The sequence below is a fragment of the Thermostichus sp. OS-CIW-29 genome (assembly GCF_054058195.1).
Window position 1 is genome coordinate 72,036 of the sequence record NZ_JBSSAB010000003.1, and the last position, 23,765, is coordinate 95,800.

24 protein-coding genes are annotated in these 23,765 nt (G+C 57.6%); 8 read left to right on the forward strand and 16 right to left on the reverse strand.

The window, feature by feature from the left end:
* The first annotated feature begins 280 nt into the window (after positions 1-280).
* Complete coding sequence (locus ACVWZJ_RS02000) at positions 281-1,312, forward strand: hypothetical protein (protein ID WP_238376732.1); 1,032 nt, start codon at positions 281-283, stop codon at positions 1,310-1,312.
* A gap of 114 nt (positions 1,313-1,426) precedes the next feature.
* On the opposite strand, the gene ACVWZJ_RS02005 is transcribed toward ACVWZJ_RS02000, so the two are convergent.
* Together ACVWZJ_RS02005 and ACVWZJ_RS02010 are read right to left on the reverse strand one after the other, a co-directional pair.
* Positions 1,427-1,648, reverse strand: a complete 222-nt coding sequence (locus tag ACVWZJ_RS02005; protein ID WP_011433444.1) for a hypothetical protein — start codon at positions 1,646-1,648, stop codon at positions 1,427-1,429.
* Between the two features lie 67 nt (positions 1,649-1,715).
* Entirely contained in the window at positions 1,716-2,096 is a 381-nt protein-coding gene (locus ACVWZJ_RS02010; RefSeq protein WP_011433445.1) for an Npun_F0494 family protein, read from the reverse strand.
* A gap of 82 nt (positions 2,097-2,178) precedes the next feature.
* Here ACVWZJ_RS02010 and ACVWZJ_RS02015 point away from each other — a divergent pair, with 82 nt between their 5' ends.
* Complete coding sequence (locus ACVWZJ_RS02015; RefSeq protein ID WP_011433446.1) at positions 2,179-2,427, forward strand: hypothetical protein; 249 nt, start codon at positions 2,179-2,181, stop codon at positions 2,425-2,427.
* Between the two features lie 315 nt (positions 2,428-2,742).
* On the opposite strand, the gene ACVWZJ_RS02020 is transcribed toward ACVWZJ_RS02015, so the two are convergent.
* Positions 2,743-3,573 (reverse strand): DUF1350 family protein, encoded by an 831-nt coding sequence (locus ACVWZJ_RS02020; protein WP_011433447.1) that lies wholly within the window; start codon positions 3,571-3,573, stop codon positions 2,743-2,745.
* Between the two features lie 311 nt (positions 3,574-3,884).
* Between ACVWZJ_RS02020 and ACVWZJ_RS02025 the strand changes: the two genes are divergently transcribed.
* Positions 3,885-4,940, forward strand: a complete 1,056-nt coding sequence (locus tag ACVWZJ_RS02025; protein WP_011433449.1) for a TauD/TfdA family dioxygenase — start codon at positions 3,885-3,887, stop codon at positions 4,938-4,940.
* A 200-nt stretch (positions 4,941-5,140) separates the two neighbouring features.
* Positions 5,141-5,323, forward strand: a complete 183-nt coding sequence (locus ACVWZJ_RS02030; protein ID WP_011433450.1) for a hypothetical protein — start codon at positions 5,141-5,143, stop codon at positions 5,321-5,323.
* 92 nt (positions 5,324-5,415) lie between these two features.
* On the opposite strand, the gene ACVWZJ_RS02035 is transcribed toward ACVWZJ_RS02030, so the two are convergent.
* From ACVWZJ_RS02035 to crtE, 4 genes are all read right to left on the reverse strand, one after another.
* The gene (locus ACVWZJ_RS02035; protein WP_011433451.1) at positions 5,416-6,255 is read right to left on the reverse strand and encodes a SirB1 family protein; all 840 of its coding nucleotides are present in this window, start codon (positions 6,253-6,255) and stop codon (positions 5,416-5,418) included.
* 45 nt (positions 6,256-6,300) lie between these two features.
* Positions 6,301-6,948 carry a hypothetical protein gene (locus tag ACVWZJ_RS02040; RefSeq protein ID WP_011433452.1) on the reverse strand — a complete coding sequence of 216 codons (648 nt, stop codon included), beginning with the start codon at positions 6,946-6,948 and terminating at the stop codon, positions 6,301-6,303.
* Between the two features lie 13 nt (positions 6,949-6,961).
* On the reverse strand, positions 6,962-7,423 hold the full coding sequence (locus tag ACVWZJ_RS02045) for a divergent PAP2 family protein (protein WP_011433453.1): 462 nt from the start codon (positions 7,421-7,423) through the stop codon (positions 6,962-6,964).
* Positions 7,424-7,493: 70 nt separating this feature from the next.
* Positions 7,494-8,387, reverse strand: a complete 894-nt coding sequence (gene crtE, locus ACVWZJ_RS02050) for a geranylgeranyl diphosphate synthase CrtE (protein WP_011433454.1) — start codon at positions 8,385-8,387, stop codon at positions 7,494-7,496.
* 243 nt (positions 8,388-8,630) lie between these two features.
* Between crtE and hemE the strand changes: the two genes are divergently transcribed.
* The gene (gene hemE / locus ACVWZJ_RS02055; RefSeq protein WP_457394284.1) at positions 8,631-9,731 is read left to right on the forward strand and encodes a uroporphyrinogen decarboxylase; all 1,101 of its coding nucleotides are present in this window, start codon (positions 8,631-8,633) and stop codon (positions 9,729-9,731) included.
* A gap of 390 nt (positions 9,732-10,121) precedes the next feature.
* Complete coding sequence (locus ACVWZJ_RS02060; protein WP_011433457.1) at positions 10,122-11,105, forward strand: glycosyltransferase family 2 protein; 984 nt, start codon at positions 10,122-10,124, stop codon at positions 11,103-11,105.
* Here ACVWZJ_RS02060 and ACVWZJ_RS02065 read toward each other — a convergent pair.
* Complete coding sequence (locus ACVWZJ_RS02065) at positions 11,060-11,941, reverse strand: inositol monophosphatase family protein (RefSeq protein WP_011433458.1); 882 nt, start codon at positions 11,939-11,941, stop codon at positions 11,060-11,062. The two genes, ACVWZJ_RS02060 and ACVWZJ_RS02065, sit on opposite strands and share 46 nt — an antisense overlap.
* Positions 11,942-12,082: 141 nt before the next feature.
* Here ACVWZJ_RS02065 and ACVWZJ_RS02070 point away from each other — a divergent pair, with 141 nt between their 5' ends.
* On the forward strand, positions 12,083-14,059 hold the full coding sequence (locus tag ACVWZJ_RS02070; RefSeq protein ID WP_457394287.1) for a protein kinase domain-containing protein: 1,977 nt from the start codon (positions 12,083-12,085) through the stop codon (positions 14,057-14,059).
* 399 nt (positions 14,060-14,458) lie between these two features.
* On the opposite strand, the gene ACVWZJ_RS02075 is transcribed toward ACVWZJ_RS02070, so the two are convergent.
* The 5 genes from ACVWZJ_RS02075 to ACVWZJ_RS02095 form a co-directional block, all read right to left on the reverse strand.
* Complete coding sequence (locus tag ACVWZJ_RS02075) at positions 14,459-15,652, reverse strand: RNA-guided endonuclease InsQ/TnpB family protein (RefSeq protein WP_457394289.1); 1,194 nt, start codon at positions 15,650-15,652, stop codon at positions 14,459-14,461.
* A gap of 72 nt (positions 15,653-15,724) precedes the next feature.
* Entirely contained in the window at positions 15,725-17,248 is a 1,524-nt protein-coding gene (locus tag ACVWZJ_RS02080) for a S10 family peptidase (protein WP_457394292.1), read from the reverse strand.
* A 77-nt stretch (positions 17,249-17,325) separates the two neighbouring features.
* Positions 17,326-17,919 (reverse strand): hypothetical protein, encoded by a 594-nt coding sequence (locus tag ACVWZJ_RS02085; RefSeq protein WP_414330664.1) that lies wholly within the window; start codon positions 17,917-17,919, stop codon positions 17,326-17,328.
* A gap of 202 nt (positions 17,920-18,121) precedes the next feature.
* Positions 18,122-19,144 carry a thiamine-phosphate kinase gene (gene thiL, locus ACVWZJ_RS02090; protein ID WP_457394295.1) on the reverse strand — a complete coding sequence of 341 codons (1,023 nt, stop codon included), beginning with the start codon at positions 19,142-19,144 and terminating at the stop codon, positions 18,122-18,124.
* A gap of 114 nt (positions 19,145-19,258) precedes the next feature.
* Positions 19,259-19,909 carry a class I SAM-dependent methyltransferase gene (locus tag ACVWZJ_RS02095; RefSeq protein ID WP_011433463.1) on the reverse strand — a complete coding sequence of 217 codons (651 nt, stop codon included), beginning with the start codon at positions 19,907-19,909 and terminating at the stop codon, positions 19,259-19,261.
* Positions 19,910-20,025: 116 nt separating this feature from the next.
* On the opposite strand from ACVWZJ_RS02095, the gene ACVWZJ_RS02100 reads away from it, so the two are divergent.
* Positions 20,026-20,241: a hypothetical protein gene (locus ACVWZJ_RS02100; protein ID WP_011433464.1), complete on the forward strand. Its 216-nt coding sequence runs from the start codon at positions 20,026-20,028 to the stop codon at positions 20,239-20,241.
* Positions 20,242-20,265: 24 nt separating this feature from the next.
* Here ACVWZJ_RS02100 and ACVWZJ_RS02105 read toward each other — a convergent pair whose 3' ends face one another.
* The 3 genes from ACVWZJ_RS02105 to ACVWZJ_RS02115 form a co-directional block, all read right to left on the reverse strand.
* Positions 20,266-21,120, reverse strand: coding sequence for an ABC transporter permease (locus ACVWZJ_RS02105; protein WP_011433465.1), 855 nt, complete (start codon positions 21,118-21,120; stop codon positions 20,266-20,268).
* A 140-nt stretch (positions 21,121-21,260) separates the two neighbouring features.
* A complete protein-coding gene (locus ACVWZJ_RS02110) occupies positions 21,261-22,274 on the reverse strand; it encodes an ATP-binding cassette domain-containing protein (RefSeq protein ID WP_457394298.1) in 1,014 nt (337 codons plus the stop codon).
* 132 nt (positions 22,275-22,406) lie between these two features.
* Positions 22,407-23,600: an RNA-guided endonuclease InsQ/TnpB family protein gene (locus ACVWZJ_RS02115; protein ID WP_457394301.1), complete on the reverse strand. Its 1,194-nt coding sequence runs from the start codon at positions 23,598-23,600 to the stop codon at positions 22,407-22,409.
* Positions 23,601-23,765: the final 165 nt, after the last annotated feature.

Below are 23,765 nucleotides of genomic sequence, written 5' to 3' on the forward strand. Positions count from 1 at the left end.
TCAATGTAAATGGATATACTCATCAGAAAAACACAACATTTCTGCACAATAGGGTTCAGAATTGAGCTAAATTGTGCTAAGCTAGTCGGCGTTCTGGGGAGTCAATAACATTTGGGTAAGGTTAGCAAAATCAAGCTATAGGAATCTATCAAGATTCTTCTGAGGTGAGCCTTGTAAACGGCAACGACCTTGTTCAGCCCTTCTTTGCTTGCCCAGTGAGCAGTTTGAAAGCTCTCCTGTCCCGTTTTCAGGTGCAAATCCCAGGATAAGGAAGGGCATTGTGTTGAATCTTTTTGCCGGCCTGCTGTTTGCATCCGCTTTCATCAGCCCCTCGGGAAACGTTGTTATCGAAGGGGATTCGGGGGAATGGGTTTTCGCCGATCATCAAGTCCTAGAAGGGGTTACTCTAACCCTTCTCACACGGCCCGGAGAGAGCTTGGCCTCTTGGAGAGAAATGCTCTCCGTCATGGACGTTCATGTCCAGGGATCGCCGCGCTTTCTCGCCAACCACATGCGGGACAACATCCTGGCTAGCTGCCCCCAAACGACTTGGGAGTTTCATCGGGAGAGCGAAGAAGATGTGCTCTACGAGTTCCGCAGTGCTGGTTGCCGTGGGACGGTGAGTGGAGTTGAGGAACATGAGATTGGCCGGATCACCCGAGGCCCGCGCGGCAGTGTGCGCATTGCCTACGCCGCCAAGCCCCAGATGATGCCTGAACTGCGCAGCCGCTGGCTGAACTTACTGGGCAGCGAGGTGGGGACAGCTCAGGGTTTTCCCATTCGCAACCTCAGCGGGGCGGCTGCACAGCCTTCTTCCCCGGCTTCAGAAGTCCCAACCTCAGAGCGGCAGATCGCCCAGTGGCTGCAGGAAGCAACCGATGCCCTGAAGCAGCAGGAAGATTTGCTGGCCGAGCTGGATCGCCTAGGTCAGGAAGCGCAGGCGGATGCCCGTGCCTACAGCCAAGGAACCCCCAAAGAGGCGGGGCTAAGGACAATCGGCCTGTACCGAGGTCGGGGGGACGGCAGCCCTGGCGAGGCCACAACCGAGTTCAAGACCACTGACACCTTGATCTGGGCCATCTTGCCGGTGGGCAACCTTCCTGCCAACGCCAAGGTGGAGATACTCTGGTACTACGAGGGCGGAGAAGCCGGGGGCGAGCAACTGATCCGCAGGCTAGATGTTCCCTGGGATCCCTTGGCCGATACCGTGCGAGGCTTTCTGAGCTTCAGCCAACCCTACACCGGCCGCTACCGCGTCGAGATTCATGTCAACGGCGAGAAGGTGGGAGTTGGCCGCTTCACGATCCGGTAGTCTCCTGCAAGAAGTACCCCTCCTACGGGGTTACACAGGCTTGGGGGTGGACAATCTCCATCACCAACTCCGACGGGGTGAAGACCGCTGTGCTGGGATCCAGAGGGGGGCTTGCTATCCTCGACGGGTTCTGCTGACAGGCCTGGCTTTGAGGTTGTAGATAAGGCTGGTGCGGTATTGCAACAGCAAATTGCGCAGATAAAGGGGCAAGTTGCGTCGGTAGAGGGAGCGGGTTTTGCGGTAGATAGATTTGCTGCGCCGGTTAATTGCTTGGCTGCGCCGCTGCAAAGAGGTTTGGAGTGGACGTTGGAGTGCCAGGGATCCGGGCACACGCATCAACCTTGGCCGTACCATATCCCCCCTCGAGAGCGGCGTTGAACGTTGGATCCAGTGTAGGGGATCCTCAGGGAAGCAGCCGCCAGCGGGTCAGCCTATTCTGCAGGTGGTCTGCCCAGCTTGCCGAGATCCCGGCAAAAGCTTCATCCCTCTCCAGATCTTGCAGCAACTGCCGACCCAGAGGTGCCAGACGATACCGATCCGTGATCCCCTGCCCATCCACTTCCCGCCGCAACAGCCCTACCTGAATCAGCCACATCAGCTCCTGATCCACCCGCATTTCCGATAACGGGCGTCGGCTGTAGCCCGCTTGAACGCCGGCCCAACCTGCAATCTTCGCTGGTGGGATCCCTTTTGTGCTCATGGCCTGCAGCAAGGGCAACCGAAAAGGGCTGCAAATCCAGGCACGCCAAGCCCTTCTGTACACTGACTCAGAGTCATGGAGCATGAGGGACAAGGGGAGTCCTTATGTTCTTATTCAATTCTGTCAATGGCCGTTGAGCAGCAGGCTTGTTACAATAAATTACGATATGTTGATCATCCTTGCCATTGTTGTCCTCCTGGGATTCTGGGCGCTGCGCTTGATGGAGCAGGCTTTTCAGAGTCAGGAGTTCTCGCGCATGTTGGCAGGGACACTGGTGGCTGTGGCTGCCGGCGGCGTCTTGACCTGTTACTTTCTGATGAGCGATACCCTTCAGATGTTGTTTCATCTGCAAGCGCAGTCCCCCTCTTCCTACTCTCAAGATCTGCTCTCCGATTTGAGCTGGCTTGATCAGTAAATGGGCGGTCATGAGCTACACCAATGCAGTAGCTCCGCTAGCGAGGTTGTGACGCAGCTTTTATAGTCGTTTTAAGCCGGAATGAAACATTTCCATCTAGCTCCCCTCTCTTGCTGGGGGTAGGGCGGCAGCGGAGAACGCTTAGGGAGTGTTTCAATCTAGTTTGAAATGGAAGGCCAAAGTATCTGGGGTTATGGCATCCTCCTGCATCCGCAAGGATGGAGTAGCAAGACCTGCCGCCCGCTTGCCAACAGTGAGCGGGAGAAATCCTGCAAGCTGTGAAAAAATCCGTTGACTTGAGCCGTGGGAAGAATGTCAATGGGCCAATTGGGTTGCCAGCCAGGCTCGGATGCTTCGGATCATTTGGTGGTTGGGGGCCAGTAGGTTCTGGTAGATCAACTGTCCAAAAGCATCGATGGGGCTGAACTCCTCCCCGACTTGGAAAGGATAGCTAAAACCCAGTGGAGTGAGGTGATCCCCCTCGAGATGCTGCCACTCGGTGTGGCCTTGATACTTGCGGCAAAGCTGCTGGTAGAGCAGAGGAATGTCGTCAATATCATCCTGTCGAAATTCCACAAGCAGGTTGTTTCTAACCGGATACTGCTCCTCAATTAAGCGGTTGGTTTCTGTCGGGGAAGGCTCGAACTCCAACCACAGGTTCACAGGCGGCGAGGAGGATCCCATCCACATCCGCCACAGATCGGCGAGCTGTTGTTGAGGCCAAGCTTGGGTCAACAGCCGCAGCAATGGCAAAGCCCGATCCAACCCGGCATTGCTGTAGGCCAGAAAAATATTGCCTCGCCGACGGGATCCCAGAGAAGGAACGGCTAGACAAGAGAGGATCTGCAACTTACAGCCCAGGCTATGACCCAAGCCAAACAGAGGCAACTCCAGCAAACCCTTGCTTTGCAGGCTTCTGTGCAAAGATTGGGCTGCGTTGAGCGCCAGTTGGGCGTGATCGATATCGGTGGTGTAGGGGGTGGCAACAACGGCCATGCCCATACGGGCCAGTTCTTCCAGCAGGCGGCTGTAGAACACTTGCGGGGCAGCTCCCACAAAAGCTCCACCCAGAAAGTGAACGACGGCGCGGGGTTGAGGGGGCAGAAGGAACCAAGTATGCCCATCGGTTTGCCAAGTTGGTGCCATGGTGTTGCAACCTCGCCTGCGATTTTGTTGGAGCTTTTCCCACAACCCGGCAGATCCCACTTGCCCACCTCACGCCGGTTCCCTGCGCTGGCCAGCCCCTGGAACTCATCCTAATGGACATCTTGCCCAGACATGGGGATCCCCAGTTAACTTCTGATGCAGCAGGCAAAACTCTGCCCCGCCTCAGACTGAGGTTCTAGCACCGAAGGGTAGTGCGCTACACTCGCCGAGATTGGGTTTTGAGTGTAGGATCCCTGCCCAAAAGTTGCTGTGGCTGCTATGACTAGGGCAGTGGGTGGTGAGGGATCGTGATGAAGACTTCACAGCTTGCAAAAGGATGCCTGCTGATCGATTGTCGGGACTTTGATGAAAAGACGATAAACCTGTTTTTGGCACCTGGGCCCGATCCCTACCGGGAAACAGAGGAATTTCTCCTGGACTGCGAGATGCGGGCAGATGAGCTGCCCCGTTATCTGCGGCGGGCCTTGCTGGAGTTTCAGTTGTATTCCAATTCGGAAGGGATCCTGCTGCTGCGGGGCTTGCCCGTGGATCCCGGACTAGACCATACCCGCACACCGGCTCTGGCGCAGCGCTCTGAGGAGAAAACCACTTTTGTCAGCGAACGCTGCTTGGCGATGATCGGCAGCCGCTTGGGGCATTTGGTCTCCTACATCCAAGAAAAAAACGGGGATCTGTTTCAAAACTTGGTGCCTACTCCCGACAGCGAAGAGGTGCAATCTTCCGAGGGATCCCGCACTCGGCTACAGTTTCACCGCGAGACGGTTTTTCATCCCCACTCACCGGAGTTTTTGCTGCTGTTTTGCCTGCGCCCCGACCATGATCGTGTGGCGGAAACCACCTACGCCAGCATCCGCCATGTCCTGCCTTTGCTGGGAGAGCGCGATCGAGAGCTGCTGTTTGAACCCCTGTATCGCACCGGCATCGACTACTCCTTCGGCAACCGGCAAGCCCTGATCAATGGCCCCATTTTGCCGGTGTTGTATGGCCGTCGAGAGGATCCCTTCTGGAACTACGACGAAGACCTGATGGTGGGGCTCACCCCCGAAGCCAGTCTGGCTCTAGAAGCCCTGAGGAAGGGAATCCACGCTGTCTACCGAGGCATCAAGCTGGAAACAGGGGATCTGCTCTGTATTGACAACCGCCGCACCGTCCACGGACGGACTGCCTTCTCTCCCCGCTACGATGGCTTCGACCGCTGGATCCAGCGCTCATTTGTGGTGCGGGATCTCGGCCTTTCGGCAGGGGATCGCCATCCCGGTGAGCGCATCATTCGCACCGCCTTCGCAACAGACGATGAGGCCCAAGCTGCCCTCAATGGGGAGCAGGTCTGTCTCAGAAGATCCTGAGAAGTTCGCAGACTTCAGCGCCATCCATAGCTCAAGTCCGTAAAAGTACTATTGGCGATTTCCCCGAAAGGGTTTGGATGAGTCGCCCCAGATTCTGATGTCAAAATACGTGATCCTCACGATGGCTATCGCAGAGCGTTTCCAGCATTCTAGGCTTATGAGCCAAAGCCATCAATTCTTCTCACGATTGCGAGGTTAAGATGAGCATTCGCCAGATCATCGATGAGGTTTTACAATCTTCGGTTTTAACTCTGCAGCAGGAGTCCAACATTAACCAAATCCTCTGGGAAAGAAACTATGATCCATCTGATCTAGAGGCTCTGGATGAGTTGGTAGAAGCCATTTTGCGCCAAGAGGTAAGGGCTGCTTCCGATCCCTGCTAGAAACCTAGCCTTGCTTGCAAACGACGGCAGATCTTGCTCAAAACTTACACACTTACACAACGCACAACTGAGAGCAATTGTGCATGCTCCTATCATGAGTCGGGATGAGATTCCAATCTCTCGACAATTTCCCGGATTAAATGCTCATCAGAGCGATTGATCTCGGGGTGGAAAGGCGCCTGTTTTAAGTAGCGCTTGAGATCCTGGCAGGCTTGCTGCCAACGGCCCAACTGATAATACAACAGCCCGCGATCCCTTAGGTGGGGCAAGGATTCAGGGATCAACAACAAGATCCGTTCCGCTGCTGCCAAAGCGGGTTCCAGTTCGGCGCGGCTCAGATAAATTTGCTTGAGGTTGTTGAGCAAGCGTACCAAGATCAGGCGGGGAGGGGTGGGGCGTAGGTGGTGTTCTTGGAAAGGGATCCCAGGCCCGTAGATTTGCGACAAAAGCTCTTGACAATCTTCTGGAAATAAAATCTCCCCCTGCTGAAAGGGATCCACAAAAATCTCGGCGCCTGCAAACAGGGGCCGGATTAAAAAGTGGCCGGGCATGCCCACTCCTGCCATGGGAAAATCGATCCGCCGCGCCAGCTCTAGATAGATCAGCGACAGCGTAATCGGGATCCCGGTGCGCCGATCGATCACTTCGTTCAAAAAGCTGTTGCGTGGGTCGTAATAATCTTCGCGATTGCCACGAAAGCCCAGATCCTCAAAGAGATAGTGATTCAAGATCTTGATGACCCGCAGGGGATAACGCTCCGGGGGAAGGCGCTCTTGCACCTCTGCGGCCATCTCATCCAGAGCGGCCACATACTCTTCCACCTCCAGATCGGGATAGGCTTCTTGGGCAATCCAGAGGGCCGCCCGACCCAGATCGATGGGCTCCGATTGGATTTCAAGGGCAAAGCGTTGACGGGCAGCAGGAATGCTCATGAAATGTTAAATATTAAATATTAAGGTTCTTTGCAAGGATCTCGGTTAGAACAGCAGCGTGCAAAAGCTGGTCAACAGCAAGGTCACCGCCGTCAGGAGCAGGCTAAAGCTCCAAAGCCGCAAAGCGGCAAGCAGCAGGATCCCGATCACCCAAATCAGCAGAGCATTCCAATAGGGTCGGTTGGGGGCTTTGGACACATTAATTTTCTGGAAGAAGGGCAGCAGGATGAACGATACATCCAACAACAGGCGCGGCAGCCGCAAATTGTCCGGCAGCGGCAGATCTCGCACCGCCAAATAAAGCAGCCCCCAGCTCAACAAAAGCGGGATTAGGAGCAGATAGTTGGATTCGGCCAGCAGGGGTCGATCCACCACCAGCGGAAACAGAGGGCTGATCCCCCAGAGCAGATAGAGGTAAAAGTTGAAGTTCAGCAGCGGCTGTAGCAGAGGGGGCACCTTGAGGCGTTGACCTTGGGATCCGATCCCGTTTACCTGAGCTGCGATTTTCTGGCCCAGGGATCCGCCTTTTTGAGGGGCTTGCGCTGCCGGGGCCGCCCGCCAACCGCAGTGGTCGCAGTAGGGAGACTTGAACCGGTAGGCTGGGATCGGCTTGCCACAGGAAGGGCAACGTTGGATCGGACGAGGTTGAGAACTGGAAGCCATGACCACCCCGCGGTACTTCTGCCTTAGCATGCCCCAATGGCTCTCAGTTTACTCCCAGGGCAAACGACAATGTAATACAGGCTGCCCCCAAAGCCGCGCCGGCCATGACCTGAACGGGAGTGTGCCCCAGCAATTCTTTCAGGTAGGGTTCTGGAAAACGGTCGGCGCCCTTTTCTTCAAACCATTCTTCCAGGAGGCGATTCAGCACCCGCGCCTGTTTTCCAGCGGCTTGGCGGATCCCCGCGGCATCGTACATCACCACCAATGCGAAAACCACCGTCGCGGCAAACAGCAGGCTGTCCCAGCCTTCCTGCATCCCCACCCCAACGGACAAAGCCGTCACCAACGCTGCGTGGGAGCTGGGCATTCCCCCGGTTTCCACCAAGACTCGCAGGTTAACCTTGCCTGACCGCACATAGGAAAGGATCAGCTTGATGGCTTGGGCCAACACACTGGCCAGCAAAGCAACCCAGAGGACATGATTGGCCATCAACTGTTGCAGCATACGGCTCTCCAGCACAGGAATGCGAGCAGGGTCTCCAGGGATCCCATCTAACTTGTCCTCTTGTCCTGCCCTAATGCTGACGGCGAGTGATGAAGTCCGCCAGAGCCAGCAGCGGTTCTGCCCGCGGTCCGTAGGGGCGCAACGTTTCCTTGGCCGATTGAATCAGCTCCTCGGCTTTTTGCCGGGAGGCCTCTAGGCCCAACAAGCTGGGATAGGTGGCTTTGGCGGCAGCTTGATCCTTGCCTGCCGTTTTGCCCAGTTGCTCGCTGGTGGCGGTGATGTCCAAAATGTCGTCCACAATCTGAAAGGCCAAGCCAATATCGCGGGCGTAGCGGCTCAGGTGGGCCAGCAGCTCCTCATCTCCCCCCGCCAGGATCCCTCCCGAAACCACCGAGACTTCCAATAGAGCGCCGGTTTTGTGGCTGTGAATGTACTCCAGAGTTTCCAGGGAAATGGCCTTGCCCTCCGACTCCAGATCCACCACCTGTCCCCCCACCAAACCGGTTGCAGCCACAGCATGGCCAATGCGGGCGATCACCTGTAACACCAACTGCGGCGGTACCCCCTGAGTTTGGCTGGCAATGTGCTCAAAGGCAAAGGCCAGCAGGGCATCTCCTGCCAAGATGGCAATGTCTTCGCCGAACACCTTGTGGTTGGTGGGTTTGCCGCGGCGAAAGTCGTCATTGTCCATGGCCGGCAAGTCGTCATGGATGAGCGACATGGTGTGGATCATTTCCAGGGCACAGGCGGTAGGCAGAGCCTGCTCCACAGTGCCGCCGGCCAACTCGCAAGCAGCCAGACAGAGGATGGGCCTGAGGCGCTTCCCCCCTGCCAATAGGCTGTAGCGCATCGCCTCGTAAATGCGCTCCGGATAGGCGGGAACCAAAGCTGCAGAGAGAGCTTCTTCCACCTGTTGCTGACGCTGGCTCAGGTAGGCTTTCAGGTTAAAGGTTTGGGCAACCAAGCGGGGTTTCCTCTCAACTCGGCAATGGGGGGATCCTTGTCGAGCCGTTCTTCAACAGACTTGTCAGGTGTCATTATCTCATGTCCACTTTAATTGGGGATCCCAGCCCAGAGGCCAAAAGGGTAAGAAGTAACAGCAAGTTGCAGCCGATGAAGAAACTGCAGGGATCCTGAGCCGCCAACTTGCGGTTGCTGTCGCCACAATGTCAGGATTCATAAGGATCTTTAGCCGGATTGCCCTCCTATGTCCCACTCGCCTGTTCAGCTCAGCGCCACCTCCTCCACCGCCAGCGGTGCGGAGCACTTGGGTGACCGTTTGCTGCGGGCGGCCCGAGGGGAAGTGCTGGATCGCCCTCCAGTTTGGATGATGCGCCAGGCGGGTCGCTACATGGCGGCCTACCGCGAGCTGCAAAGCAAGTACACCTTTAAGCAGCGTTGCGAGATCCCGGAGCTGGCCGTCGAGATCTCGTTGCAACCGTTTCGGGCCTTTGCCCCTGATGGAGTGATCCTGTTCAGCGATATCCTCACCCCCCTTGAGGGCATGGGCATCCCCTTTGAGCTGGTGGAGCATCAGGGGCCGATCATCGACCCGCCGATTCGTTCGCAAGCCCAAATTGAACGCATCCGCCTCCTGGAACCGGAAGAAAGTCTGCCCTTTATCAAGACCATTCTCAGCACCCTGCGCCGCGAGGTGGAAGGGAAAGCAACGCTGCTGGGGTTTGTCGGCTCCCCCTGGACTCTGGCCTGCTATGCTGTGGAAGGGCGCAGCTCCAAAGATTACGCCCACATCAAGAGCTTGGCCTTCGCGCAGCCGCCATTGCTGCATCAGTTGCTGAGCAAGCTGGCCGACAGCATTGCCCGCTACGTGATCTACCAGATCGAGGGCGGTGCCCAGGTGGTGCAGTTGTTCGATACTTGGGCCGGACAGCTCAGCCCAGTCGATTACGAGTGTTGGGCCTTGCCCTACCAAAAGCAAATTGTGGATCAGGTGAAAGCTCGCTATCCGCAGGTGCCGCTGATCCTCTACATCAACGGCAGCGCCGCTTTGCTGGAGCGGGTGGGCAAAGCCGGCATCGACGTGTTCAGCCTCGATTGGATGAGCGACATGGCAGAGGCCAGGGCTCGCCTGGGATCCCTAGCGGTGCAGGGCAATCTGGATCCGATGGTGTTGCTGGGATCCCCGGAGTTCATCCGGCAGCGCACCCTAGAGGTGATTCGAAAAGCCGGATCCCGTGGGCATATCATGAACCTGGGCCACGGCATTCACCCAAGCACTCCAGAGGCCAATGTCCATTACTTTTTCGAGACGGTGCGCCAGTCGGCAGAGCTGATACATTTACACTGAACACTGCTGAACATCACTGTTCAACTATGCAGCGATAGCATTCTGTTTGTTTCCATTCGCGTTAGCGGGACGGAGTCCAAACAGAATGGCGGTATCCCGCAAAGCTTTGAGTAGAATACCCAAAGCGCAGTTTCCGTGTCGTCTTACTACCAATTTTCTGCTTTGCTTTGGCTACCATGTTGGCAGACTCGAAAGTAAACAGAAAGATCAACTGGTAGTAATCCGTAATGAACATATTATACATTATTTTCAGTATAGTTGAGCTTATTATTGACTAGAGTCATGCTCCTAAAAGCCCTCTAGCCTAACAGGCAGCGCGAACCCCTCCTCCCTGAAGCGTTTTGCTCAACTTTTGCTCTAAGGTTGCACGGCCATCTCCAGGGATCCCCGGTGTACATCAGCGTCATCATTCCCACCTACAACCGCCGTCCCATTTTGGAGCAGTGTCTGCGGGCCCTGGCGCAGCAGCAGCCCGGCCCCTACGAGGGCTACGAGGTGGTGGTGGTGGACGATGGCTCCACCGATGGCACAGTGGAATGGCTGCAGAACAACCCCGTTGGCTTGCCCCAGTGGAAACTGTTGCAGCAGGAGCACCGCGGCCCCGCCGCTGCCCGCAACCTGGGGTTTCGCCACGCCCAGGGATCCCTCATCGTCTTTATCGACAGCGACCTGGTGGTGGTGGATCACTTCTTGGCCAGCCACGCCCAGATGCTGCGGCGGCACGGCGTTACAGGGGATCCCCGCTCCCCCCACGAGGCCAAGGTCTTCACCTACGGGCGGGTGATCAACACGAGCAATTTTCAGGATCCCCGCTCCGAACCCTTCAAGCCCACCGATTTTTCGGCAGCCTTTTTCGCCACCGGCAACGTGGCCATTGCCCGCCATTGGTTGGAGCTGGCCTGCGAAACCCCCGCCGGCCCCTTTGACGAGCGGTTTCACCTCTACGGCTGGGAAGACCTGGAGCTGGGGGTGCGGCTAAAACGTTTGGGCCTGCGCCTGGTCAAGTGCCCCCAGGCCACCGGCTACCACTGGCATCCGCCCTTTGAGCTGCAGCAGATCCCAGGATTGATTGAGCGGGAACGGCAGCGGGGCCGCATGGGTATTCTCTTTTACCAAAAACACCCCACCTGGGCCGTGCGCCTGATGATCCAACTGACGCCCCTGCACCAATTCCTGTGGGGCCTTTTATCCCTGGGGGGCTGGCTGAACGAGAAGCGGGTGGAACCGCTGCTGCGCTGGTTGATCCGGCATGGCCGCTCGCAGTTGGCCTTGGAGCTGTGCCGGATTTTTTTCCTCAACTGGTACAACGTGCAGGCCGTTTACGAAAGCTACAGAGCGATGAAGGCGCGAAATAAGGGGATCCACTCGGCTTGAGCTGCCACCAGGGCGGGGTAAGTGAGTCGGCCATAATCCTTGCCGGGAATGAGAGGCTGGCCGGGATCCGGATCGGCACAGCTCAGGGGTTCCCAAACGGCGCCGGCCCCCTTGACAATGGCCCACACTGCCGCCACATCCCAGATCTTGGGCGAGCGTTCTACCGCCCCCAAAAGGCTGCCACCGGCCACCGCCAGCAGGTTGTAGGCAGCGCCCCCCAACATCCGCGCTTTGCAAGGGAATTGCGGGCTAATCCAATGGCTGCTGCGGGAACAGAAATTGAACAATTGGTTGGGGCCGGGTGAGGCGGTGCTAGGACGGATTGGCTGGGGACAGGCGGGATCCCGGTCGTGGCGGGTGAGAAAAGCTCCTGCTGCTGCATCCCCAGGAAACCGAGGCCAATAACCGTAAAAAGTCTGGCGGATGGGCGGCAGATGGACACAGCCAAACACCGGCACGCCCCAATGCAGCAAAGCCAAGGAGCTGCCCCAAATGGGGATCCCACGGGCAAAATTGGTGGTGCCATCCAAAGGATCCACTACCCAACACCACTCCTTCTCGGGAAAAATGTGGTTGGACTCCTCGCTCAGGTAACCGTGATCGGGGTAGGCAGCGGCAATGGCCCCTTGAAAAGCGCGATCTGCCCACTGGTCAGAAGAGGTTACCAAGCTGCCGTCGGCTTTTAAGGACTCCGTCCCGCTGGCGCGAACCGTAGGGTGGGCCTGGCCAAAGTCTGCCAAGAGCTGGGATCCCACGCTGGCCGTAGCCTGCAAGGCAAACTCGGTAACCTCCAGCCAGAAAGGGGATAGAGCAGCAGTTGCAGAAGGAGCACTCATGCCCCAATCCTAGCGGGATCCCTGGCTTTTGGGGTGGAAAAGGGGTCGCAATGGCAGCGGATCCCTCACAAGCAGGTTCTAGGCCCATAAGCTGAATAGAATCAAATCATAGGTAAACTCCTCAGCTGGCCGCCCTCCTCCATGAACCAGCGCCTGATTGGACAACTGATTGGCAACCGCTACCGGCTGACCCGCCACATCAGCGAGGGTGGCTACGGCAATGTGTTCGAGGCGGTGGATACCCAGCTCAATGAAGAGCTGGTGGCCGTCAAGTTGTTGCGCCCGCCGCCCCCGGACATGGGCCCAGAGTACTACCAGCAACTGCAGCAACGCTTCATGGATGAGGCCAGGGTCAGCGCTCTGTTGGGCGAGCACCCCAACATCGTGCAGGTGCGCTCTTACGGCCTGTACCAAAACCAGCCCTATCTGGTGATGGAGTACCTGAATGCCAAACCCTACAGCGGCCAGGGGTTGGACTATGTGCTGGCTCGGGAAGGCCCCTTGCACCCAGAGCGAGTGGTGAACTTGGCTCTGCAAATTTGCTCTGCCCTGCACCACGCCCACAACTTTCAGATGGATCTGGGCAAACACTCCATTCGCGGCGTCATCCACCGCGACATCAAGCCCAGCAATATCTTTGTGCAGAAAGGGCCCGATGGGAAAGAGCGGGTCAAGATCCTGGACTTTGGCATTTCCAAGCTCATGGGGGAGACCTCTCGTGGCCTGACGCAAACGGGCTATTTTTTGGGCACGATGGTCTACGCCTCGCCGGAGCAAATGCGCGGAGAAAAGCTGGATGGCCGCTCCGACATCTATTCCCTGGGGGTGGTGCTGTACGAGCTGTTAACCGGTGCGTTGCCCTTCGAGCCGGATACCGACACCTTGCAGGGCTGGTACCACGTCCACAACTTTCAAAAGCCCCGCCCCTTCCAAGACCACAAGCTAGCCCACCCCATCCCCGCTGCTCTGGAGAGGGTCATCCTCCAGTGCCTAGAGAAAGACCCTGCCCTCCGCCCGGCCAACATGGAAGTGCTCGGCCAGCAGCTACAGGCTGTCTATGGAAACAAGGTTGCCCCTCCTGCCCCGTTCGTCCCCTCAAATTCCTCTCGTTCACCTCAAGGTGTTCGTCCCCAGCGGATCCCGACCGGATTTGGCCAGCCGACTTCCCAACAGCCGATGGGTCGAGCCGCCCCAGACGAGGAAGAAAAGCTACAACGGGCGGTAAGGCTGATCGAGGCAGGCGAGTACAAGATGGCCGTCCATCTGCTCAATGAGCTGATCCAGAGCGCCCCCAACGAAGCCCGCTACTATCTCTACCGCGGTCTGGCCCACCAACGACAGGGGCATTGGGGCCTTGCCCAGATGGACTATCAAGGGGTGCTGCGGCTGGAACCGGGTAACCCTTCAGCGGAACAGGGACTGCGCGAGGTGGAACAGAAGGTTGGGCAGGAACATGTCAACAGCAAGTCCGGCTCTCATCTGTTGGATGCACCCCTGAATGCACCCCGCCTGGGCAAAGGGTCGGCGTTGAGTTGGCTCTTGGCCAATTTGGGGGCGGCTGGGATCGGCTACCTGGGGCTGGGGGCATCAGCGCCTCTGCTGGCGGCTTTGGGATCACTACAAGAAGCGGTGGCTGGAGCCGGCCTTGGCTTGCTGATGGGGCTGCTGCAGTGGCTGGTGTTGCGGCGGCAGGTTTCGGTGGGATGGGTGGCTGCAACTTTGCTGGCCACGGCTTTGGGCTGGGCGGCGGCGGATTTCCTCGCTCCCCAGGTGGGGGTAGCAACCTCTGCTTTTAACCCGACGGATCCCTGGCTCCAAAATGTCTTGCAGGCAATGGGAGATGCGCTGCGCGGTTTGCTGGTGGGGGTTGGCGTCGGTGGGCTGCAATGGGCCTTGTGGTCTCAGGGCTGGAAAGGTGGCCGGGCTTGGCTCTTGGCGGCAGTTGCCGAAGGGGCAGGATCGGCTCTGTTGATGGGCTGGCTGCTGGCCAATACTGCCTTGAACAGTTGGCTGCTGCTGATCGTGGGGCTACTGGCCAACACGCGCCCCCTCAGCGCAATGGTGCTTTTGAATTTGCGCCGGATCCCTCCTGTTCAAAGTCAACAACAAGCCCCTTAGCCCACAGGGATCCCATCTGAGTTCTCTCTCTCAAGAAGAGGGAAAGACAGGAATCAAAACCGCTCATTATTTTTCTCACGATTTTTCTCACGGTTACCGGGGAGCGCCGTGAGATCCCCAGCTCAGAGCTACGCGACTGGTTGTAGGGAGTAGGGTCGTTTGAGCTACTGAGAAAAGCCCTATGGCCCTGTGCATGCAACGTTTTGGGTGTGGGCCACTGTCCTGGCCTAAATTTCAAGAGGGCAAGATGCACGCTATAGAGGAACTTTCTAGCGGAGCTATTGCACCGGCTAGTGTCTCATTGCCATTTGAATTGACTATAAGTGCTGCTGCAAAACCAGGAACCAGAATCCTCGCCCGGCGAGTATGTTATGACTGTAAACTACCCGACTCCGACCGCTAAGCGGTACGGAGCGGGCTTTCAGTAGCCCTGAGCCTGCTCTGCTCTACCAGAGAACAAAACAGGCCCGAACCTCTAGGCTGGTTTACGGCAGCCCCCAAGAGCGCAATCACATTCGCACCATTCAAATCCGCATCTCCTCCCCATCCACAGTGCCCACACTTGAACGACTTGCCACTGCGGTAGGACTGCGCAGGATCGGGATGGATATGCAAACACTTGTGACAGGTCTGCGACGTGTAGGCAGGCGGCACAAGAACCAGAGAAACCCCTGCAACCCTCGCCTTGTATTCCAGAAACTGGCGTAGCTGGTAGAACGCCCAACTGTTGGCCCTGCGCCTTTCGGTTTTGCTGCGGGGTTGTTGATTGACCCTTTCCCGGATCCCTGTCAGGTCTTCCAGAGCAATAGCGCTGTTGGTAGCTTTTGCCCTAGAGACAATAGCTTTGGAGATGCGATGATTGACCCACGCCTGAAAGCGCCTCTCCTTGCCAGACAGCCGTTGCAACAGTTCTCTGCATCTGCGCCGCGAACTGCGTGTGCCCTTACTGGCTTTGCGTTGGAGTACCGCCCTCAACCGGGAGTAGTGGTCTCGGACTCTGCTCAACTGCTGTCCATTCCAGTGATCTCCTTCCGATGTATGAGCAATATCCGTCCTGCCCAAATCCACCCCGATCACCTTGTCGGTATCTTGTTGTTTGGGTGTTTTTTCCTCTACGCAAATCTGGATGTAGTAGGAGCCATCCTTCCGCTGGACTAGGGTGGCCGATTTGGGGTTAGAGCCAGCCAGCATTCCCCTCTGGTAGTTACCAATGGCTAGCTCAAAGCGTTCTCTCCCTTCCACCGTGGTCAGCGACACCGTCCAGTCTTTCTCGCGGAACGAGAAGATACGAGCGTCGTAGGTAGCGAACCTACGCTTGAACTCTTTAACTGGACGGTTGCGCTGTCTCGCCACTTTGCGGGCGCCGGCCACCCGCCTGCAGACCTGTTGGGCCAAGTTGCTAGACAAGCCGAATCGGGCGCGAATCTCGTAGTAGCAAAGGGATTGCAGTTTAACCGCGTTGACGATCTTCTCCGGCGTGTTCTGGTTGACCCAGTTCAGTGCCTGCACAAAGGCATCCATCGTCGCGTCCAATTTAGCGGCTTGCGACTGGGACACCTTGAGCTTGCAGGAGATGCTCAGGATTTGGCTCATAAGTTCATTGTACTTCATCAAAGCGCATTCCTCCCGGCACTGACCCTACGGGTACAGTGCGGGGCTCCTGCGCTAGTAAGCTGAGCTGGAAGCTGTTTTCGAGTAAAACTCACGCATTTCTGTAAACCACTCCAACCGCGAGAGATCCCAGGTGTAGAACATGTGTCCGCCGCGATAATGACGTAGGGTGAGGTTGGCCTTCAACCGCGGATCCAACTTCATCAAATCCACCAGGTGATTCGAGGCAAAGTAGGGCGTGACCAGGTCGTAAAAGCCATGATGAATGCTCACCCGCATGTGGGGGTTGAGGGCCATGCTGCTGCGCAGCTCGTCCATTGCCCCGATGAATCCTTGCTTAAACTCTCCTTTTGGGGTGAACCGCCAGGACTTGAACACCTCCAGGTTCAGTAGGTGATAGGTCAACTCCGTTTCCACCTGCAAGGTCTCTCGCAAGTGGCTGTTGATGGCTGCCGTGAACAGGCGATCGATCCCATCCAAGGTGGGATCGGATCCCTCGAAGGTAGGCCGATCCGGAAAGGGATCCACCGTGGTTACAGAAGCATCGTAGAGCCCCAGCACCAGTCGCTGCGACCGCAACAGCTCGCGGGCAAAACTGGCGATATCGATCCGCCCGCCTTTGTGGGCTACATATTCTGGAGATAGGCCGATCCCTGCTGCCATTTCCTGATACACCGCTTGCCGTTCTGCCTCTGGCATTGCCTCCCCCATGGCCAAGAGGGGCAGCAGACGTTGTCGGGCAAAGTGTTCTGCTTTGGGCAGCAGGATCTGCAAATCCTCCCCCCAGCCACACCGTCCATGATGGGCTGCTGTGGCCACATAGGAAGGGAAAAGGGCTGCCCAGGTGCTGAGGTTGTAATCGTTGGTCTCCAGCAACCCAAACTCAATCGCAGGCGAGATGAGAATGGCCCCCGACAGGCCCACGCCAAACTTGGATTGCAGCTCCTTGGCCAGCCGCGCCACCCGAAACCCACCGTAACTCTCGCCGGCAATGAAAATGGGGGAGAGCCAGCGTTTGTATCGGGAAAGAAAGCCCTGAATGAATTCTCCCAAGGATTGCAAATCCCGCTCCACATCCCAGAAGGGCGATTCCTTAGGAGGCTCCTCCACCTTAGCATCCGGCTGAGGGGGCTTGGATGCCGGATCGGATTTCTCCCGGGAATCTTTGGGGTCTTGAGAATCCTTGGGCAGGGCGCGGCTGAACCCCGTCCCCACCGGATCGACAAAGACCAGGTCGGAAAAGGGCAACCAACTTTCGGCATTGTCCACCAGCCGCACCGGGGAGGGGGGCAAACTGCCATTGGGCCCGAAGCCAATCCGTTTGGGCCCCAGCGCTCCCATGTGCAGGTAGGCAGAGGCTGCCCCAGGCCCACCGTTGAACACAAAAGTGAGAGGGCGGTGCTGGGCAGCAGAGTCTTGCTTCAGATAGGCGACGTGAAAGATCTCGGCCACCGGTTTTTCCCGCTGAAAAAGGGTCTGCCAACCGGCCAGCGCTCTGTAGGTAAAGCTCTCCTCTCCAGCCGTAAACCTGTGCTCGGTGGAGGAGAGGGGGGGAGTGGGCTTAGATTCAGTAGCCATGAAATGAAAACAGGGATCGGCAACTTGATCCCCAGTGAATCACAAGTCGCCGACCATCAACACCTCCAAATGGAACCTCACAGCGTCAGCGGAGCTTCCAAGGTCAGATTGAAAGATTGGCCGGGGCGCAGCACCACCACCTGGGGAGCGGTAACATTGCCCACCACCACTCCGGTCACGGCGCCTCCTAAGACATTGCCCACCGAGACTCTGCCCGTGATGGCCCCCAAAATGGCTCCCGCGGCTGCCCCAATGGCTGCATCCTGAGCGATGGCCTCAGCCGAATACTGACGGGGATCCTTTTCGTCGTGGAGGATGTTGGAGGAAGCCCGCAGGCTGTAGGTACGACCGCCGAGAACAATGGAAGTGCCGACAAAGCGGGATCCGCCCGGTGCAGGTTCCATCTGTCCAAAAATGCGGCTACCCGCCGGGATCACCAAGCGCCCCTGGCTGTCAAAAATGTTCTGAGTAACGGCCACTTCCAGGGGATAGACGGTGTCGGGATAAAAGTATTGCGGCCCTTCGCTACTCAGGCTGCCGACCGGGATAATCGTCCCCTGCTCAAGGCGGTAGGCACCCAATTCAAAAAGCGGCTGAGCCGAACTGGGCAAGGGGGCCAACGCAGGGATCCCGGCCAGGCCAAGAATGGCTGCTGTTAGGATAGCTTTCATGAGTAGAGTCTCCAATGCTTCTCCAAGTTCTGCCGAGTTCTGAGCAGTTGCCTGAAGCTATTCCAAGTCAATTTGCTTCCTTGTCTCAGCTTCTCTCCACTTCATAGGTTATCGAATCCTTCCTAGGGCTTGTTTTCTCCCACAAGTCGATTTGTTTTCAACTGTTGGCAGTTTGGGTGGCCATCCTGCAGCACAACTTCTCTCAGAAATGCTGGAAGGCTTGTTGACGGCTGAGGGCCTGCCCGTCCTTCAGCCAGACGGTTCCCTGCGGATCCCAGCCTGTCACTTCTCCAATCCAAACGGCCCCTGGCAATTCTTCCAACAGATGCTTGGCCACCGACACCTCGGCACTGAGGAGCAGCTCAAAATCTTCGCCCCCATAAAGCGCCCACTCCCAGGCTTGGGCCGGAAAAGCCTGCCGCAAAGCTTCTGAAATCGGGATCCGCTCCACGGCAATCCTTGCCTCCACCCCACTGGCCTGACACACCTGCACCAGGGCATCTGCCAAACCATCGCTGGTATCCATACCGGCAATGCGCAAGGGATCCGGGATCCCTTCTAAGAGGGGCAACAGATCCAGTCGCGGGCGTGGGTATTGGTGAGCCCTGATCAACTGCTCGCGCTCGGCTGCCGTGGCTGAGGATCCCTGTTCAGGATGGAGAAGCAGCTCCAAGCCTGCCCGCGCATCTCCGTGGGGCCCTGTTACCACCAGCCAATCGCCGGGTTGAGCCCGTCTGCGCTGAATGGCCCGCCCCGGCTGCACCGATCCCAGGGCCGTGATTGCCACAAATCGATGCGGCGACCGACACAGATCCCCTCCCACCAGTTGGCATTCCCAGCGGGCGCAACAGGCTTGCATCCCTTGATAAAGCTCCTCCACCCAAGCAACCGGTGTGGAGCCCGGCAAGCCCAAACCCACCACCAACGCCTGCGGACGGGATCCCATCGCGGCCAGATCCGATAGATTGGCGGCCACCGCGCGCCAGCCCACCGCATGGGCCGGGGTCGTCAGATCGCTGAAGTGAACTCCCTCCACCAACACATCGGTTGTCACCACCAACTGCCCCTCCGGAGCAGCCAACACCGCCGCATCATCCCCCACCACCTGGGCCGGACAGTAGCGCTGCACGATCTGCAGCAGCCCCGCCTCCCCAATTGCTGAGATGGGTAGGGGGGAAGGATCGCCGTTTTGTGGGGAAGAACTGTCAGAAAGACCGGAGAACAAGACAGACCTATGAGGGTAGCGAGGATAACACAGCTGCAAGATCTGGTGGATGCTGGAGTCTTGTTGGATATTTCCAAGGATCCCGCCTGCACGCCACAGGCAAGCTGGAGAATTCTACCCCGCCGTCCGCTGTCCAATCAGGGCATAGAAGGGATCCCCGCCTCCGCCTGCCCAAAAGCCCAGCCAACCCATAGGGGCAGGCCGCTGGATCACTTTCACCACCGCAAACCCTGGCACCGACTCAAAATAGCGCCTGACCAACTCCACCCGCCCCGCCTCAGAGTTGTCCCGCCAAGCCTGGATCGCCTTCTGGAAAAACATGCGATTGGAGAAGCTGACGATGAAGAGGCCCTGGGGCTTTAGGATGCGATACACCTCGGCAAACACCTGCTCCGGCTGCTGCAGATACTGCACCGAGACCGTGTTTAGCACCGCGTCGAAGGATTGATCAGGGAAGGGCAGACTTGGGTTTTGGTTCAAGTTTTGGATGAAGAAGTGATCCAGCCGGGGGTTGGCCGCCAGTTCCTCAGGGTTCATCCCATGCCCCTCCACATGGGCAAACTCCATCTCAGGTGGCAAATGGGAGACCCAACTGCTCATTAGATCGAGAATGCGGGTCTGGGGCCGCAAATGCTCGCGGTATAGATCGGTGAGCTGGCCGATGAAGCCAGAATCCACATGAGTCACGAAGCGAGGATAGCTGTAAAAGAGGGCATCGTCGCTGGGATCCAACTTGGAGCGCTGCCAATCCTTGAGCACCACCATGGCCAAACGGTTGCAAATCTTAATCAAAGCTAACATTTTGGAAGCTTCGGAAAAGGGGTGGGCGTGATACCTTAGCAGAGCAACAGTGGCCATTTCGCGAAGGACTCTTTGCCGTGATGTCTGTGTCTCACCCCTCTTCAGCGGCTCCTTCTTCTTCTGGGTCTAACTTTGGCCTGCGGGAGTACGTAACCGAACTGCAGCTCCACATGGCTCTGCAGGCTCGCAGCCTTACTCCTTCTCTCAGCGTTTCCCCAGCCCAGGACAGCCCCCTGGCTCTGGTGCAGCGGGCACAGGCAGCTATGGAGAAGTCCGTTTCCCGCCAGTGGCTTTGAGGGGCACAGCCTGGGCAGAGAGGCTCAGGCCAAGCTTTTGCGCAACACCCCCTGCACCAGTAGAACCGACACCCCCACAAACCCCGTCAAAAGGCCCAGGGATCCCGCCAGGGTGAGATCGCCCCAGGGAGCCTGCAGCACCACATCGGCCCAGCTCCAATGGCTGCTGCGGTAAACATGGCGGATGGGCTCGATGGCAAAAGTGAGGGGGTTGAGGCTGGCCACCCAACGCAGCCAGGTGGGCATAAAGCTCAGGGGAGCCAAGGCCGTGCTGGAAAAGATCAGGGGCAAGTTGACCAAAAAGATGAAAGCCAGCAATTGCTGGTGCCCCGGCATGGCAAAGGCCAAGCCCAAGCTCAGGGCCGTGAAGCCCAAGACCAACAGGCCCACGATCAAGGCCACCACCGCCAAGCCTGGCCCGTCGGGGATCCCGGCCCCAAGGGCGTAGTCTGCCCCCACAATGACTGCCGTCTGCAGCAACGCCAAGCTGACGATAAACAGGCTAGAAGCAAGAACAATGGAAAAACGAGAGGTGAGGGGAGCCACCAACAACCGGTTCAAAAAGCCAAATTCTCGGTCGAAAATCACCGGCACTCCGGCATTCAAGGCTCCACCAAAAGCCGTAAACACAATGACTCCCGCCCCCAAAAACTGGGTGTAGTTTTGTCCGGCCCCGAAAATGCCGGCAGGAGCATTCTGAAACAAGGCTCCAAATAGAATCAGCCAGAGCAACGGCTGGATAATGCCGGCCAGCAAGGTTGTGGGGCGACGCTGCAGTTGGATAAACAAGCGGCGGGTGAGGGCAAAGGTCTCCTGCCAAAAGTCAGCCGTCAGAAGGGGGATCGGGTTAGATTGAACCGGGGAAGAGGCAGAGGTCATACCCAAGCTCCTGTAGAGTTGTGATCAATGAATGTGTGATGAATGAATGCAGTATCTAATCCATCAACCAATACAACCAATAAATATCTCGATATGCCTTTGTACAGGGATCAATGGGGCTCGATCATGAGGTGATGAAGTTACTTTTTCTTTTTGCCCAGATTGGCCTCGGCAGCGGCCAGCTCCGCATCCATGAGGGTTTGCCCGGTTGCCGCCAAATACACATCATCCAAGCTGGGACGAGACTGGGTGCTGCTGAACACCTCTAGCCCATGAGCCTGCAAGTGGGCGCGAATCTGGCTGAGGGGATCCTCTCCATTCCGCTGCACCACCAGGTTCAGGGCGTTGCCCTGGGCGCTGTTGATCACCACCTTCTGGACAAAGGGCAGGGATCCCAGCAGTTGGGCACCCCGTTGGGCCAGTTCCGCCGGGGCAAATTCCTGCAGCTTGACGGTGATGCGCTCGCCGCCGACGCGGGTTTTCAGCTCCTCGGGGGTTCCCTCGGCAATCACCTTGCCCCGGTCGATGATGGCCACCCGATCCGCCAGCAGGTCGATCTCCTCCAGGTAGTGGCTGCTGAGCACCACTGTGATCCCTGTGTTCTTGAGTTGGCGCAAAAAATCCCAGATGGCCAGCCGACTGGGAATGTCCAGGCCCACCGTGGGCTCGTCCAAGACCAGCACCTGGGGTTGATGGAGCAGTCCTGCCGCCAGATCCAAGCGTTTGCGCAGCCCGCCGGAGTAGGTACCGATGCGCTGGTCGGCGCGGTCGGTCAGCCCCAGCAGTTCCAGGACGGCAACGATTCGCTCTTGAGCCAAGGGGCGAGGCAGGTGGTGGAGATCGGCCTGCAACTGCAACAATTCTCGCCCGGTCAGCACCTTATCCAAGGCCACCTCTTGGGCGACAAACCCCAGTTTTTCTCGTACCGCTTTGGGGTTTTCGCTGGCCGGGATCCCGTACACCTCTATCCGGCCCGCATCGGGACGGAGCAAGGTGCAGAGGCAATGCAAAGTGGTGGTCTTGCCCGCTCCATTGGGGCCGAGAATGCCGTAGATCTGGCCGGGTTCCACCTGAAAGGAGACATCCGCCACGGCCACTGTGGATCCGTAGCGCTTCTGAAGTTGCTGTACCAAGACCGCAGGAGTATCTGACATGGGTATCCACATCTCGCTTCCTCTAGGCTATCAAGCCTGTTCGGGAGATGAGGCCAGGGATCGCCACCATTTCTTGCTCGTTGCCGCCAGCCCCCTAGGGATGGTGGGAGGTAAACTACCCGGCTCCGACCGCTAAGCGGTACGGAGCGGGCTTTCAGTAGCCCTGAGCCTGTTCTGCTCTACCAGAGAACAAAACAGGCCCGAACCTCTAGGCCGGTTTACGACAGCCCCCAAAAGCGCAATCACATTCGCACCATTCAAATCCGCATCCCCTTCCCATCCACAGTGTCCACACTTGAACGACTTGCCACTGCGGTAGGATTGCGCAGGATCGGGATGGATATGCAAACACTTGTGGCAGGTCTGCGACGTGTAGGCAGGCGGCACAAGAACCAGAGAAACCCCTGCAACCCTCGCCTTGTATTCCAGAAACTGGCGTAGTTGGTAGAACGCCCAACTGTTGGTTCTGCGCCGTTCGGCCTTGTTGCGCGGCTGTTGATTGACCCTTTCCCGGATCCCTGTCAGGTCTTCCAGGGCAATAGCGCTGTTTGTGGTCTTTGCCCTAGAGACAATAGCTTTGGAGATGCGATGATTGACCCACGCCTGAAAGCGCCTCTCCTTGCCAGACAGCCGTTGCAACAGTTCTCTGCATCTGCGCCGCGAACTGCGTGTGCCCTTACTGGCTTTGCGTTGGAGTACCGCCCTCAACCGGGAGTAGTGGTCTCGGACTCTGTTCAACTGCTGTCCATTCCAATTGTCCCCGTCTGACGTATGGGCAATATCCGTCCTTCCCAAGTCCACCCCGATCACCTTGTCGGTATCTTGTTGCTTGGGTGGTTTTTTCTCTACGCAAATCTGGATGTAGTAGGAGCCATCCTTCCGCTGGACTAGGGTGGCCGATTTGGGGTTAGAGCCAGCCAGCATTCCCCTCTGGTAGTTACCAATGGCTAGCTCAAAGCGTTCTCTCCCTTCCACCGTGGTCAGCGACACCGTCCAGTCTTTCTCGCGGAATGAAAAGATACGTGCGTCGTAGGTAACGAACCTACGCTTGAACTCTTTAACCGGACGGTTGCGCTGTCTCGCCACTTTGCGAGCGCCTGCCACCCGTCTGCACACCTGTTGAGCCAAGTTACTGGACAAGCCGAACCGGGCACGGATTTCGCGGTAGCACAGAGACTGGAGCTTAACGGCGTTGGCGACTTTCTCGGGTGTGTTTTGGTTGACCCAGTTCAAGGCTTGGCCAAAAGCCTCCATCGTCGCGTCCAATTTGGCGGCTTGCGACTGGGACGCCTTGAGCTTACAGGAGACGGTCAGGACTTGGGTCATGGTTCTATTGTGACTTCCGCATTCCTCCCGGCACTGACCCTACGGGTGCAGTGCGGGGCTCCTGCGATTTCTAGCTGAACCGAGGCTCACGGTATAGTGGTTCAGGCGAATCCGATGAGTGCAGAGGGATCCCCGCCCATCCTCAACTCAGTCCGGTTGGGTTTA

Coding starts and splice junctions, on each gene's coding strand:
- ACVWZJ_RS02110 (WP_457394298.1), bottom strand. CDS start 22,274: ATGTCAGATACTCCTGCGGTCTTGGTACAGCAACTTCAGAAGCGCTAC.
- ACVWZJ_RS02015 (WP_011433446.1), top strand. CDS start 2,179: ATGTTGATCATCCTTGCCATTGTTGTCCTCCTGGGATTCTGGGCGCTG.
- ACVWZJ_RS02045 (WP_011433453.1), bottom strand. CDS start 7,423: ATGCTGCAACAGTTGATGGCCAATCATGTCCTCTGGGTTGCTTTGCTG.
- ACVWZJ_RS02105 (WP_011433465.1), bottom strand. CDS start 21,120: ATGACCTCTGCCTCTTCCCCGGTTCAATCTAACCCGATCCCCCTTCTG.
- ACVWZJ_RS02065 (WP_011433458.1), bottom strand. CDS start 11,941: ATGAGTGCTCCTTCTGCAACTGCTGCTCTATCCCCTTTCTGGCTGGAG.
- ACVWZJ_RS02070 (WP_457394287.1), top strand. CDS start 12,083: ATGAACCAGCGCCTGATTGGACAACTGATTGGCAACCGCTACCGGCTG.
- hemE (WP_457394284.1), top strand. CDS start 8,631: ATGTCCCACTCGCCTGTTCAGCTCAGCGCCACCTCCTCCACCGCCAGC.
- ACVWZJ_RS02085 (WP_414330664.1), bottom strand. CDS start 17,919: ATGAAAGCTATCCTAACAGCAGCCATTCTTGGCCTGGCCGGGATCCCT.
- ACVWZJ_RS02030 (WP_011433450.1), top strand. CDS start 5,141: ATGAGCATTCGCCAGATCATCGATGAGGTTTTACAATCTTCGGTTTTA.
- ACVWZJ_RS02025 (WP_011433449.1), top strand. CDS start 3,885: ATGAAGACTTCACAGCTTGCAAAAGGATGCCTGCTGATCGATTGTCGG.
- ACVWZJ_RS02115 (WP_457394301.1), bottom strand. CDS start 23,600: ATGACCCAAGTCCTGACCGTCTCCTGTAAGCTCAAGGCGTCCCAGTCG.
- ACVWZJ_RS02035 (WP_011433451.1), bottom strand. CDS start 6,255: ATGAGCATTCCTGCTGCCCGTCAACGCTTTGCCCTTGAAATCCAATCG.
- ACVWZJ_RS02020 (WP_011433447.1), bottom strand. CDS start 3,573: ATGGCACCAACTTGGCAAACCGATGGGCATACTTGGTTCCTTCTGCCC.
- ACVWZJ_RS02095 (WP_011433463.1), bottom strand. CDS start 19,909: ATGGTGGTGCTCAAGGATTGGCAGCGCTCCAAGTTGGATCCCAGCGAC.
- ACVWZJ_RS02075 (WP_457394289.1), bottom strand. CDS start 15,652: ATGAGCCAAATCCTGAGCATCTCCTGCAAGCTCAAGGTGTCCCAGTCG.
- ACVWZJ_RS02100 (WP_011433464.1), top strand. CDS start 20,026: ATGTCTGTGTCTCACCCCTCTTCAGCGGCTCCTTCTTCTTCTGGGTCT.
- ACVWZJ_RS02080 (WP_457394292.1), bottom strand. CDS start 17,248: ATGGCTACTGAATCTAAGCCCACTCCCCCCCTCTCCTCCACCGAGCAC.
- ACVWZJ_RS02005 (WP_011433444.1), bottom strand. CDS start 1,648: ATGCGTGTGCCCGGATCCCTGGCACTCCAACGTCCACTCCAAACCTCT.
- ACVWZJ_RS02010 (WP_011433445.1), bottom strand. CDS start 2,096: ATGCTCCATGACTCTGAGTCAGTGTACAGAAGGGCTTGGCGTGCCTGG.
- ACVWZJ_RS02040 (WP_011433452.1), bottom strand. CDS start 6,948: ATGCTAAGGCAGAAGTACCGCGGGGTGGTCATGGCTTCCAGTTCTCAA.